The sequence below is a fragment of the Rhizobium sp. KDH_Rht_773_N genome, from assembly GCF_052946295.1.
This window is the reverse complement of record NZ_JBRFNB010000002.1, coordinates 732,130-745,451: the sequence shown is the minus strand read 5'-3', so window position 1 is coordinate 745,451 and position 13,322 is coordinate 732,130. Positions and strand designations below refer to the sequence as shown.

The following is a 13,322-nucleotide window of genomic DNA, read 5'->3' as shown; positions in this document are numbered from 1 at the left end:
GCCATAGAGGCTTCAGTCATGCATTTAAACATCAAGCGCCCTCTACTGTTACGTCTTTTTATCCTGGGTTTTCTCTGTCTTTGTCTCCTGTGGTCTCTAGGACTTTTGCGTGTCTCCCCAGGAGCAAATCTAAAACGAATAGGGTTTGCCGAATGGCAGCCGCGGGACTCTGCCGGTGAGTTTGTTTACAAAGGTAAACTCTGGATTTTGGGCGGATGGAAAACTGGCCCCGTCGAACTACTTCGAGATGTTTGGAACTCGACCGATGGCGTGAAGTGGAGCCTCGTTCAGCCTAAGCTTCCCTTCGACTACACCGACTTGCCGATGACAATTGTGTTCAAGGACAAGATGTGGGTACTCGGTGGCAATAGACTTTCAGACCCAGAGCATCCCACCAGTAACGCAATTTGGAATTCCGATGACGGGATCCAATGGACGAAGGTTCAAGACGCTGCAGCATGGAGCCCTAGAACAGCCACTCCAATCGTCGAATGGAATGGTGAACTATGGATTTTTGGCGGCGAGGAGGTGGTCAATGGTAAGCCTATTCTCAGAAACGACGTTTGGCGTTCCAGCGACGGTATTAACTGGACGAAAGTTACAGAGCACGCGGCTTGGCAACCGAGAGCGTTCCACACGGCGCTCGCTTACAAGGGTAAACTTTGGGTAATTGGCGGAGGGTCTTATGCCCCAGACTTCATTGCCTTGAATGATGTGTGGAGCTCGGTTGACGGTGTCAATTGGACTAAAGTTTCTGACGCCCCATGGCATGGAAGGATTTGGTTCTCCGGGGTCGTATATCGGGACCTCATGTGGATTGTAGGAGGGTGGAGTAAGAAGACGTTGAATCTTGACGACATCTGGTACTCGGGTGATGGCATCAAATGGACACGCCTAGCTTTGGCCGGTAGTTGGCGAGGGAGACACGAGCAATCGACATACGTTTTCAACGACAAGATTTTCGTTGCCGGCGGTCACGCTGACCCAATCACCAACGAGGTATGGGAGCTCAACGTCCCCTCGCCGAAAGACGAGCATTGAAGGCTTCATGAATCGGATCGTATCGGGCAGGCACTAGGTATTTCGCCCCCAAGTTTGATGGCGCAATCTTTCCCACTAACTGGAAGGAATCGCTATTGGTCGGATACGCCACAGCAGCACCACGACCAAGCAATAGCGGTCGAAGAATTGATAAGCAAACGAACGAAAGTAAATGCATGAATTCGGCCCATGTCGATAGCTTCGCCCGCCAGGAGGAACGCTTACATGTATTGGACGGAATGCGCGGATGGGGAGCTATATTTGTCCTGTTTTTTCATGTCTTCTGCGAGGGCTTGCCAGTAACGGCTGAGAGTGGTGCTTATTTGCGTCGGCTTCTGCCGTTCAGCGGTTTATACGCCGTGCTTGTATTTTTTGTGGTGTCGGGAATTTCGCTGTCGTACGGTTATTTCAGAGAACGGAATGTTGAGAAACTGATTGCAGCCGCAGGCTCTCGTTACTTTCGGCTAGCGATCCCTATTTTCGTGGTTGCAGTTGCTGTGCACCTTGCAATGATCGCTGGGCTACACAGCTTATCCAAAGAAAGAATAGCGCCGTTTTCAAACGCTTTGAGTTTTCAATCCACGATAGAAAACGTCCTGCGCTTTTCGTTTTTCGATGTCTTCTTTAACTACAATCCAGGTCTAACTTACGCTGGCCCGATGTGGACGATGAGCGTCGAGCTAATTGGCTCTTTCCTTCTTTTCGCTGTTCTTTTGCTCAGCTGCCGATCGGCATACTATCTCGCGATCATTTCTGCTGTCTCTTTCATACTTATGTTTTCGGTGACCCAGGTTTTTAAATTTTACTCGTTGCTCCTTTTTGGCGCCATGATCGCAGGCCTCATTCACAGGGGATATGCTAAAGATATCTCGCCTTGGTTATTCGCAGGAATGCTTGCAATCGGCATATCCGCCCCCGCCTATTTGCCGCCTGCCTATGATGCTTGGAATATGTTAGCCACGGTCGCGTTGACGCTTGGGTGCATAGGGATTAAGCCAGTGAATAGCTTCCTGTCATGCCAATTCTCCAAACTTCTTGGCATAATATCGTTTCCTCTTTATCTCGTTCATGGACCCATTTTGGTATTAATTGGAGAGCCGCTGGTTCACAACTTCGGCGGGACGGCGCAATCGAAATTCGCCATTGATGTCGGGATCTGCGTGATCTCAGTTCTCGTTGCGTTGCCCATGATTCCCGTAAATAGACTCGCCATCCAGATATCACGGTTTTTCGGCCGGCAAGCGGTCTACAGCTACAATCGTGTCAGGATCCAACTAGCTCCATCGCAGAATTGAGTTTCGATCTCGCCCACGTAGACTGAACAATAATATTCCCGACGACTTGGTTATCGCAATGGCTCCGCCTTGCGACAAAGAGGATCGACTGCTATGCGTTCCATCCACAGAGAGACAAGCTAGGGAAGACGTTATCGTCGGTATAGTATGAGAGTTTTGGTGACTGGCGGAGCGGGATTTATAGGCTCCGCTGTCGTTAGGCATATGGTCTTAGAAAGGCAATGGACGGTCTGCAACGTTGACTGCCTGACCTATTCTGGGAATGAGAGGTCACTCGATTCGGTTAATGGATTGGCGGAGTACAGCTTTCACCGCCTAGACATCTGCGACACCAGCCACATTAGGACGCTCATTTTCGACTTTAGGCCTGATATTATCATGCACTTGGCTGCGGAAAGCCACGTCGATCGATCAATCGACGCACCTGACGTCTTCGTCCAGACGAATATTGTCGGCACATATAGCCTGCTGAAATCGGCGCGGGCATATTATGATCAGCTTCCGCTTGCAAGAAAGACGACATTTCGATTTCATCATGTGAGTACTGATGAAGTTTTCGGTGAACTTCACGAAGGTGACCCCGCCTTCACTGAAATCCATCGCTATCGTCCAAATTCACCTTATTCGGCGAGTAAGGCCGCAAGTGATCACTTGGTTGTCGCTTGGCATCGGACATACGGGCTTCCCACCCTTATTACCAATTGCTCCAACAATTACGGACCCTATCATTTTCCAGAGAAGCTTATTCCGCACATGATTGTGAGCGCTCTCAGTGGAGCCGATCTTCCAGTTTATGGCAACGGGCACCAGATTAGGGATTGGCTCTTCGTCGAAGATCATGCTCGTGCCTTGGCCCTTGTCGCGGAAAAGGGGACGGTTGGGGAAACATATAATATCGGCGGCTTGGCAGAACGTCGAAATATCGACGTTGTCTGCGAAATTTGCTCAATATTGGATGAGCTTCGGCCATTGCCTGATGGCAAGAGTTACAAAAGCCAGATAGTTCATGTCGTGGATCGGCCTGGACACGATTATCGCTATGCGATGGATATCAACAAGATCAAGAGCGAGATAGGCTGGGAACCTCGGGAGAATTTCGAGACCGGCCTTCGCAAAACCGTTCAATGGTACCTAGACAATGCGCATTGGTGGCGAGCAATTCTCGATGGAAGCTACCGCTTGCAGCGTATGGGGGCCGGCGTATGAAGAAAGTTGCGATTGTTCAGTCAAACTACCTTCCTTGGAAGGGATACTTTGACATGATTGCTTCGGTAGACGAGTTTATCCTCTACGACGAAGTACAATATACGCGGCGTGACTGGCGCAATCGCAATAAATTCAAGACGCCACAGGGACTGCAATGGTTGACCGTACCCGTAAAGGTCAAGGGTCGCTACCTTCAAACCATCAAAGAGACTGAGATCGATGGCGACGGTTGGCGTGAAGCTCATTGGAAAAGCCTGGCCTACAACTATGGCAAGGCTCCCTATTATCATGACGTCGCCACACTAATCGAACCCATTCTCCTGCACGGAAAGCAAACATTCCTTTCCGATTTGAACGCAGACCTGCTGAAAGCGGTCTGCAGCTATCTAGGAATTACAACCTATATTCGGCAGGCTTCTGAATTTGACCTTCTTGAAGGGAAAAGCGAGCGCCTTTTGGGCGTTTGTCTTGCGACCGGCGCGACCACATACGTATCCGGCCCTGCAGCACAGGATTATCTCGACCAATCTCTTTTCGCGGACGCTGGTGTTGCCGTAGAATGGTTTGATTATCGCGGATACCCGATCTACCCTCAACTCTGGGGTGATTTTGAGCACAGCGTCTCCATTTTGGACTTGCTGTTTAATTGCGGCCACGACAGCAAACTTTATATGCAGCATCTAAACATTGGACGATAGGACTTCTACAAATTTGCTGGATCCAAGGTGATAGAATGACTGATGGAACAAACGAGCTTCTGGGCGAGGTTGCAGTTTACTACTCAAATCGGCTTGCGCAACATGGGCAGACCGCTGCGGGTGTAGACTGGAGAGACACGGACAGTCAAATTCTTCGCTTTGATCAGTTGCTGAAGCTTGTTGCGGCTGCGAAGCCATACACCCTGTGCGATATCGGTTGCGGCTACGGCGCCCTCCTCGATTATATCTCGGACCTTGGGCATTCGATCCGGTATATCGGGCTGGACGTTTCGTCGGCAATGGTCGACGCTGCTCGGCAGCGTTTCGTTCACAATCCAAACGCTCGGTTTGAGATTGCAAGCCGCCCCGACACCCTTGTCGATTACAGTGTCGCCTCAGGGATCTTCAACGTTAAACTTGAGAGATCTCAGGAGGAGTGGGAAGAGTATCTACTTGAGACGCTCGACGTGATGAACGAGGTCAGTACACGCGGGTTTGCGTTTAATTGCCTGACGTCTTACTCCGACGCAGATAAAATGCGTAGAGACTTATTTTACGCGGACCCCCTTCATCTGTTCCATATTTGTAAAAGCCGCTACTCGCGACATGTGGCACTCCTGCACGACTATGGACTCTACGAATTCACGATGATCGTACGGAAATGAAGATGAAAAAAATTGTGATATTTGGTGCTGGCGACATTGCACAACTTGCACACTATTACTTCAGCACTGATAGCGCATATGAGGTCGTTGCCTTCACGGTCGACAAGGCCTTTCTGAACGAGGATAGCTTTTGTGGCCTCCCGGTCGTCAGTTTTGAGGAGGTGACCAACCGGTATCCTCCGACCGAATATTCAATGTTCGTGGCCCTCAGTTACGCAAAGCTCAACCAGATCCGCAAGCAGAAATTTGAGGCTGCAATTGCCGCTGGCTATGAGCTCTGTAGTTACGTTAGCTCCAAGGCCACAACCCTGAATGGCGCCGCCCTCGGAAGGAATTGCTTTATCCTGGAAGACAATACGATTCAGCCCTTCGTAAAAATCGGCGATAATGTGACACTCTGGAGTGGAAATCACATCGGTCATCATTCGACGATCAGTGACCACACCTTCATTTCATCTCATGTTGTTGTTTCCGGCGGCGTAACCATAGGAGAAAGCTGCTTCATTGGCGTAAACTCGACATTGCGAGATCATATCACCCTCGGCAACTTTTGCGTGCTGGGGGCTGGGACCGTACTTCTTTCCGATGCCGCAGAATACAGTGTCTACAGCACTCCAGAGACCGAACGATCCCGCGTTCCAAGCAATCGATTGAGAAATATATGACGGCGAACTGGGTCTGGAGAAAACGTGGAAGGCTATTTGTAGCAAGTGGAGAGAGGCATCCCAAGCTAATTACCCACCAAGCCAATCCACTCGCAGTCCATTTGGAAAACGATGTTTTCCGAATCTTCTATAGCGGCAGGGATCGTGAAAATCGATCCTCGGTCGGCGCGGTAGACATCGAGCTTCCCACAGGGGTCGTGATTTGCGATCACATTGAGCCATTTGTTGTGCATGGCCCGGAAGGCAGCTTTTACGAGGCTGGGATCAGTATTGGCAATGAATACTCAACGGATGGCGATCGCTTCATTCTCTTCATGGGGTGGCAAAATAAGCCAGGTGATCACTGGCGCGGAGACATCGGACGCCTCAGGGTGACCCCAGAGGTCAATCTGGAGATTATAGACGAACATCCCTATCTTGTGAGCGATTCCGAGGACCGTATTAGCTTGTCCTATCCGTGGGTTCGCAAACACAATGCCGAATACCAAATGTGGTATGGATCGACAGACACTTGGGATGGCGGAAACGGTGAAATGGTCCATGTGATCAAGGGGGCCATATCTCCAGACGGAGGAAGCTGGCGGAAGACCGGCCTAGCTGTCCCCTATATTCTCGGCACCGCCCAAGCGTTTTCTCGCCCAACGGTCATACGATTGAACGATGGTATCGATCATATGTGGTTTTCATACAGAGCAGGAGACGGCTCGACGTATCGGATAGGCCATGCGCAGAGTACTGATGACGGCGCTACCTGGATGTTGGCACTTGATTCGCTTTCCATTCACCCGTCTGAGAGCGGTTGGGATAGTGAAATGATTGAATATCCCTTCGTCTTCACACACAGAGGTGCAGTTTACATGCTCTATAACGGAAATGGATTTGGCAAAAGCGGCTTCGGTCTTGCTGTACTCGAGGGCCATAATGCTTCGGTTGCTTGACTATGGATACATTGCAGCGACGATTTGTTTTACAGTTTACGGTCAAATGATGTTGAAATGGAGGATAAGCCAGTTTGGCGCTCTTCCCTCTGACCCACTCAGTAAGCTGAAGTTTCTTGTTCTGCTTCTTTTTGATCCTGCAATTTTTACAGGTTTTGCGGCAGGCTTTTTGGCATCGCTCGCATGGATGGCAGCGATGACCAAGTTCCCTCTGAACCATGCCTACCCATTCATGAGCTTGAACTTCGTTGTGGTCGGAGTATTGAGCTACTGGCTTCTGGCCGAACCTATCTCCGCACAAAAAAGCGCGGGCCTGGGCCTAATCGTATTGGGGACGATACTTGCTGCTCGAGGGTAAGAAGCAAGACCGCCAGACGATCGGGAGTCGTTACAATTTTCCCATCGCATTTGCCGTCAATTTGATACTCGGCATAGGGACGTGTGTTTTCTTGCCCCCGGCATGGGAAACGAACGACGACGCAGCGATGGCGATGATCGCGAATGGCCGAGGCCTGGCCGCCGAGCCGTCATCGCAGCTTATCTTTTCAAATTACATCTGGGGTCAGGCAGTTCGACTGCTGACAGCAATATTCGGTTATGTTGGTTATTCAATTGGTGCTTTCGCCTCAATTACTATAAGCGGCACGATCATTTACTATACCCTGCGAAAGTCCGGCTGCATGCACATTCTGTGCGTTTCGGTCGTTGGCCTGCTTCTCTTTCGGCCATGGTCAGTTCCGCAATTCACGCTTACTGCCGGTTTAACGATGGTCGCCTCGATATGTGTTCTTCACTTATTCTGTCAAAGGAAACGACTATACCTGCTAGCGGCCAGCTGTCTGTTGGCTTACCTCTCCTACATTATCCGAAGTCAGGAAGCATTCCTCGTCCTTTTGGTTGCTCTCCCCTTCATTCTTAAAGGTGAAATCTTTGGAAACCGGGCGACGTGGATTGCAGCTATTGTCGTCGGTTTAGCCGTCCTAGTCTCATCGGTCATGGACTATATGAGCTACCAAACGCCCCAGTGGCAGACGTTCAACGAGGTCAATTTCGCGCGTGCACCATATACCGACTTCGGCGCTGGCTTAATGTTGCGCGATCGGCCCGATATCTACAAGGCTTATGGATTTTCCAGCAACGATGCCACCCTCATCACGGGCTGGGGTCTGTACGCGGTTCCCACTCTGGCAAATCCTATCATACTTACCGAAATGTTAAGGAAGCTAGGCCTTGTCGTGTTTACGGGTGGCGCCGCGCAAAACGTGATGCTGGCAATCAATGCGTTCAAGCATCCCTATCTTCTTTATCCCCTTGCCGCGGCTTTGCTTCTGCTTGTACTATGTCGGCTGAGTTGGCGAATGATTGCATCCTGGGCAATTTGCATTGCCACTATCATTCTGCTGGCGCTTCTCGGCAGGCCCGCAATCATGAGGGTCTATTATCCGCTTCTTGTTCTTCTCACGGTGGCCCCTTTATTATCGAGGCCATCAGCATTTCGGCAATATCTGGTCTCCAGTATTGTTATTTATTGTCTGCTCGCCAATGCCGCTCACATATCCGCCGCGGCATCTCGCTCCACGTTGATCCAAAAGGACGCGCTGTTTGATCTCAATCTATTGAACGGCGCACCCCTTTATGTTTGGGGCGATCAATTTCCGTTTCAAAAGGTTTATGGGCCAACACGCGATTTGACCAACGGTCTTGATCTGAAGATCTATGGATTTGGTGTCTTCACGCCTGCACCTTTTTCGGTTGCGGCTGAAGAGGTAGCGGGAGGGCGTTCGTTCGAACAGCAATTACGGTCCTCCCAAGGATTGTTCATGATGGCATCTTCGCAAGATCTACGCACCTTGGGCAGCTACTGCAAAGAGCACTTTGTCGGTAACCTGGATGTCCAAGATATTGGTAAGATTGCCGACTCTCCACTTCGGAAGGTCCAATGCGTGATCCCGACACCCTAGGAAAGATATACTGACGTGCAAATTTTCAACCAGGACGATACAGGATCGCGTGCCCATCAATGAAGGGGATCGGAATTTCAGTCACCGGCACGTAATGTCCCGGAAAATCGATGCCCAACTGAGGCAGGAGGCTCAAAGGAATACCTGGGTGCGTCCCATCCGGCACAAGTAGCCACGCAGCCCTTCGATCAGCATCAGAGAGCCTTGACACGAAGTACCGAAAAAAATCAGAACTCCCGCTATATCCCGCTAGTGTCCACGCCGTTCCAGGAATCCGTGCACCGAGTTGATAGGCAGCCATCGGCGCCCTGCCGGTCATGTCAAGAAGAACAGGGACATCGCCATGGCCGAAATATTTGCCCCTGACATCCTGGAGATTGCGATAGAACCGCGCCAAAGCGGGACTAACCTTGAATGGCTCGCTATTTGGGCCGATTTCAACAGACTCTGTCAGCGCGGAAAATGTCGAGTTCAATCGGTACGGACTTCGCTCTATCGAGGTCGCAGTAATGAGCGCCGACCCGCCAACCAATGCGAGTGCATAGATAACCTTCGATCGCGCTAGTGTTCCATAAAACACCGCTGCGGGGATTAACGCCAGAAGGGTAGCCAAGGAAAGCAGATTGGACCAAGGAGAATTCGTCCCGAAGCAGTAAGCCATCTGCCCATAGGCCGCGACCGCGACGACAGACAGAGCACGCCTACGGATGTCAGCTTTGACGTCACTCGCTGCAATGGAGCAAATCACCATCATCTGCGCCAGCAACCCGAGCATTGACAGTCGGACTTGCGGCGACGCTCTATCAAAAGACAGGATGACAATAACAACGATCAACGTCGCAGCTTGAGCACCCCTTATCCACGGTAGGACAGTAAACATCGTTGTCCGCCATGGCGCCACAACGGTCGAAAGAACCCCAAGCAGGATAAAGGATACAAGAAGGTACGGATTCCCTTCGATGACACTTCGGATGTTCCCGGCGTGTATTCTCAAAGATCCCAGGATATTAAAATGAGGGTCTGTGATCATCTGGGCGACGTAATATCCCTCGATGAGAACATCGATCGCTTTCGCGGGGTAAAGGCCGACTGATATTAGCAGCAGTACCGTAAGAGCCATTCCCAAAAGCGCGCCTGCGATTGAGGCAATCCACACCTTTGCTTCGGTTACACGACGCGCAGTCCAGAGAAGGCAAATAATGACCAATGGCGCAATCAACGCGGCTGTCGTTACCTTCACCAATGCAAGGCTCAGCCCGGCTGCACCCAAAATCACCATTGGCAGCAATACACTGCGAGCACTTGGCGTTTTTGCCTTGCCGAAGAGGTCGATGAGTTGAAAAAAGGAACCTAAAACCGTGCTCACGAGGATCAGGTTCATTAAGTCATAAGAGGGGTCCGGTAGCCAAAAATTGTAGAACGCGAGTGCTGTTGCAGCACAGAGTGGACTGACAAATAGGAACCGATGTGCAGGCTGGGATGATGTCACATACTTGGTTGCGGCCCACGCGAGATACGAACTCGAGACCACAATCAGGGCCAGAGCGAGAATTCGATTCCAGTAGATTGACGAGAAAGGTGATATCCCGTCCCACAACGCACCAAACAGTGTCACTTGCGCTATAATCTGTGCGTGGCGTGCTACGCTGATAAGATAGAACGCTGTGTCAGTTATATCAACGCCGGCATCAAGTCGAACTAAAATAAAGAAGAGGAGTGCTGCAAACATTGACCAAGCAACAGCGAGCGGCAATGTTTCTTGTTCAAATGAGCGCTTCACAAGGCCTCTTAATCGCAAAAAACTTGCTCTGATAGAAAGCGCGCGATTCAATTTTCGAGACTTCCGAGTACCGAAGTTGCTTGAGATAGGATATAGTCAATATCTTGGGGCGTCAGCTCATAAAAGAGCGGAAGACGGACGAGACGGGCAGCCGCATCTTCTGTAACTGGGCATCCACGAGGCGCAACCCCGAAGCGGATGCCGGCCGGTGCCGAGTGCAAGGGAACATAGTGAAACGTGCAGTTAACGCCCCGCGCCTTCATCTCCTCAAGGAATACTGGTCGATGGCGGGCATCCCGCAGCAGAATATGAAATATGTGGCCGTTTACCGGCTGGTCAGCTGTTTCTTGATCCGGTAGCCCCAGGCGGAATCGGTTCATCAACCTTTCGAATCCTTCCCGGTACCTTTTCCAATGATCCCTGCGGGCATCCGTGATTTGGTCTGAACACTCAAGTTGGCCGAGCAGAAATGCCGCAATCAACTCCGATGGAAGATAAGATGAGCCTAAGTCAATCCACGTATATTTGTCGGTCTGTCCCTGAATGAACTGTTGTCGATTTGTGCCCTTTTCGCGCAGCACCGCCGCTCGCTCGATAAATCGAGGATCGTTGATCACCAGTGCTCCGCCCTCGCCCGCAGTGACGTTCTTCGTGTCGTGAAAACTTATCGTCGATAGCGCGGAATGCGTTCCTGCAGGAGACCCTTTATAATGGGAGCCATAGGATTGCGCCGCGTCTTCAATAACGACAAGTCCGCGCTTGCGCGCGAATTCGTTCACTCGATCCATATCAGGGACACGACCGGCGTAGTGGACGACGAGAATTGCCTTTGTGGCGGGGGTTACCAGTGCTTCAATTTCATCTAAATCGATATTCATCGATCCTATTGAAACGTCCGCAAAAACTGGCTTGGCACCTCTCAGTGCGATCGCATTCGCTGTAGAAGTGAACGTGAATGATGGCATAATGACCTCGTCACCTGGGCCTAGGTCAATAAGCAGCGCCGCCATCTCAAGTGCGGCTGTGCAGGAATGCGTGAGGTAAACCTCCGCTGCACCCAATCGTTGCTTGAGATGTTCAGAAACCAACTTGGTGTAAAAACCGTCACCGCTCAGGCGACGTCGTCCGATCGCGTCTTCGACATATGCTTTTTCTCTGCCAAGAAGTGGGGACCGATTAAAAGGAATTTCAGCCATGATATGATCCCGCTTCCTGCTGCACAATTGCCTGCAGAGCTTGCCCGTATGACGACTGTTTGAGGTCGTTGGCGAGTCGGGACAATTGATCCAGCGAGATCAATTTCATCCGGAACGCTATTTCTTCGGGCGAACAAACCAGCAAGCCCTGCCGATCTTGGAGGGTTTTAACGAAATCCGACGCCTGATGCAGGCTCTCGTGAGTGCCTGCGTCAAGCCATGCAAAACCGCGATGCAGCATCTCGGTACTCAATTCATCTTCAGCCAAATAGCGCTCAAGGATGGAAACAATTTCAATCTCTCCGCGAGCCGAAGGTTTCACTTCTTCTGCAAAATCGGGCGCCCTTTCGTCCAAGAAATACAGCCCCGTTATTGCCCATCGTGACAATGGTTTCGATGGTTTCTCGACGACGGAAAGAGCCTTGCCCCTCTCGTCAACTTGAACCACACCGAAGCGCTCAGGATCTTTGACCAAGCTGGCAAATATTGACGCGCCTTTTCGCGCGTAAGCTCTCGCAAGGTGGGTTTGAAAATCATGCCCAAAGAAAATATTGTCACCAAGGATCAAAACGCTCGGTGAACCGTTCAAGAAATTTCGCCCAATCTTGTAGGCATCAGCCAGGCCGCGTGGCTCCGTCTGCACAGCATATTCAAACGACATTCCAAAGCGGGAGCCATCGCCCAGCAGGCTGCGAAATGACTCTGCCGAGTCTGGCGTTGTAATAAAAAGGACTTCCTGGATGCCTGCCAATATCAAGACAGAAAGTGGATAATATATCAGCGGTTTATCAAAGATCGGCAAGAGCTGCTTCGAAACACTCAGTGTGAGAGGGAATAGCCGACTACCTGTGCCTCCTGCGAGGACTATGCCTTTTCGTTTCAACAACTTTTGCTCCTCAGGGACACCGGATAATTGATCGGTCGATCAGACGCGCGTCGTCTCGGACGATCTTCTATGTGAGTAAATTTCCTGGACGATCGAACGGGGGCGGTCTTTCACCTCCTCGAGGATCTGTTTCACATAAAGCCCAATCAGCCCGGTGAAGACCGCGTTCAAACTGAAGAAAAACACCACTACCGCCATCAGCGATGACCACCCATCTTGAACCGGCCCAGTTAGCGCGCTCAACACAACATAACTGCCGTAGAGGAAGCCTGAAGCGGCCAGGATGAGGCTGAAAAACAGCATCAGCATGAGCGGTCGCGCTGAAAACGTTGTAATTGCGAGAACCATGAGAGCAATCCTTCGGCCGAAGGAGTAAGTCGTTTCCGACGTGCTGGACTTGATAAATTCGAATGGTGCCTGACGATAACCCGCAAGAATGCTGAGCGGAACGAAGACAGGGTTCTTATCCCGAAAGCGAAGCAACGAAGCGACATATCGACGGGTCATCAATCTCATCGTCGACACGTTCTCTGGGATGCCGACGTCACTCAAAGTGCGGAAAAGCCAGTAGAACAGTCGCCCAGATACCCTCTCGACGTAACCACCCTTACGCTTCCGTTGTAATCCATAGATGCAGTCTACGGATTTTTCTCGCAGGACGTTGGCCATTTCCGAAAGCAGCTCCGGTGGCTCCTCAAGATCACTGTCGATCAAAAAGACAAGATCGCCGCTGGCATACTCCAACCCAGTGAGCATCGCGCGGTGGTGGCCGAAGTTTCTACTCAGCTCAACCAGCAAGATACGAGGATCAGCGTCAACGCTCCTCCGAACGATTGCCGCGGAATCATCCGGGCTACCGTCGTCGACGATCACGACTTCAATGTCGTCGGTGACTGCTTCGGCCGCGGCTACGGCGCGTCGGACAAATTCCTCGATTGTCTCTCGAGAACGGTAAAGTGTGGTGACTATCGAAAGCTTGCACGTCATTATC

13 protein-coding genes are annotated in these 13,322 nt (G+C 51.0%); 9 read left to right on the top strand and 4 right to left on the bottom strand.

What is annotated here, in order from left to right; all coding sequences use genetic code 11:
* Positions 1-18 precede the first annotated feature (18 nt).
* The 9 genes from ACU8HS_RS25380 to ACU8HS_RS25340 all read left to right on the top strand — a co-directional run bounded on the left by ACU8HS_RS25380 (position 19) and on the right by ACU8HS_RS25340 (position 8,469).
* The gene (locus ACU8HS_RS25380; RefSeq protein ID WP_162758049.1) at positions 19-1,041 is read left to right on the top strand and encodes a galactose oxidase; all 1,023 of its coding nucleotides are present in this window, start codon (positions 19-21) and stop codon (positions 1,039-1,041) included.
* A gap of 176 nt (positions 1,042-1,217) precedes the next feature.
* Positions 1,218-2,336: an acyltransferase family protein gene (locus ACU8HS_RS25375; RefSeq protein WP_447015946.1), complete on the top strand. Its 1,119-nt coding sequence runs from the start codon at positions 1,218-1,220 to the stop codon at positions 2,334-2,336.
* Positions 2,337-2,483: 147 nt separating this feature from the next.
* Positions 2,484-3,542: a dTDP-glucose 4,6-dehydratase gene (rfbB, locus tag ACU8HS_RS25370; RefSeq protein ID WP_113414018.1), complete on the top strand. Its 1,059-nt coding sequence runs from the start codon at positions 2,484-2,486 to the stop codon at positions 3,540-3,542.
* On the top strand, positions 3,539-4,240 hold the full coding sequence (locus ACU8HS_RS25365) for a WbqC family protein (protein ID WP_113414017.1): 702 nt from the start codon (positions 3,539-3,541) through the stop codon (positions 4,238-4,240). The genes rfbB and ACU8HS_RS25365 overlap by 4 nt, the downstream gene beginning before the upstream one ends.
* A gap of 35 nt (positions 4,241-4,275) precedes the next feature.
* Entirely contained in the window at positions 4,276-4,905 is a 630-nt protein-coding gene (locus ACU8HS_RS25360) for a class I SAM-dependent methyltransferase (protein ID WP_113414016.1), read from the top strand.
* Positions 4,902-5,570 carry an acetyltransferase gene (locus tag ACU8HS_RS25355; protein ID WP_447015945.1) on the top strand — a complete coding sequence of 223 codons (669 nt, stop codon included), beginning with the start codon at positions 4,902-4,904 and terminating at the stop codon, positions 5,568-5,570. The genes ACU8HS_RS25360 and ACU8HS_RS25355 overlap by 4 nt, the downstream gene beginning before the upstream one ends.
* Positions 5,567-6,508 carry a hypothetical protein gene (locus tag ACU8HS_RS25350; protein WP_113414014.1) on the top strand — a complete coding sequence of 314 codons (942 nt, stop codon included), beginning with the start codon at positions 5,567-5,569 and terminating at the stop codon, positions 6,506-6,508. The genes ACU8HS_RS25355 and ACU8HS_RS25350 overlap by 4 nt, the downstream gene beginning before the upstream one ends.
* Positions 6,492-6,866, top strand: coding sequence for an EamA family transporter (locus tag ACU8HS_RS25345; RefSeq protein WP_377312877.1), 375 nt, complete (start codon positions 6,492-6,494; stop codon positions 6,864-6,866). The genes ACU8HS_RS25350 and ACU8HS_RS25345 overlap by 17 nt, the downstream gene beginning before the upstream one ends.
* Positions 6,850-8,469, top strand: a complete 1,620-nt coding sequence (locus ACU8HS_RS25340) for a hypothetical protein (protein ID WP_113414013.1) — start codon at positions 6,850-6,852, stop codon at positions 8,467-8,469. The genes ACU8HS_RS25345 and ACU8HS_RS25340 overlap by 17 nt, the downstream gene beginning before the upstream one ends.
* A gap of 25 nt (positions 8,470-8,494) precedes the next feature.
* Here ACU8HS_RS25340 and ACU8HS_RS25335 read toward each other — a convergent pair whose 3' ends face one another.
* From ACU8HS_RS25335 to ACU8HS_RS25320, 4 genes are read right to left on the bottom strand one after another with little or no spacing between them, the layout of a single operon-like run.
* On the bottom strand, positions 8,495-10,249 hold the full coding sequence (locus ACU8HS_RS25335; protein ID WP_162758048.1) for a hypothetical protein: 1,755 nt from the start codon (positions 10,247-10,249) through the stop codon (positions 8,495-8,497).
* Between the two features lie 47 nt (positions 10,250-10,296).
* On the bottom strand, positions 10,297-11,445 hold the full coding sequence (gene rffA, locus ACU8HS_RS25330) for a dTDP-4-amino-4,6-dideoxygalactose transaminase (protein WP_113414011.1): 1,149 nt from the start codon (positions 11,443-11,445) through the stop codon (positions 10,297-10,299).
* Positions 11,438-12,328, bottom strand: coding sequence for a glucose-1-phosphate thymidylyltransferase RfbA (rfbA, locus tag ACU8HS_RS25325; RefSeq protein WP_113414068.1), 891 nt, complete (start codon positions 12,326-12,328; stop codon positions 11,438-11,440). Before rfbA ends, rffA begins: the two co-directional genes overlap by 8 nt.
* Positions 12,329-12,370: 42 nt before the next feature.
* Positions 12,371-13,318 (bottom strand): glycosyltransferase family 2 protein, encoded by a 948-nt coding sequence (locus ACU8HS_RS25320; protein WP_113414010.1) that lies wholly within the window; start codon positions 13,316-13,318, stop codon positions 12,371-12,373.
* Positions 13,319-13,322 lie beyond the last annotated feature (4 nt).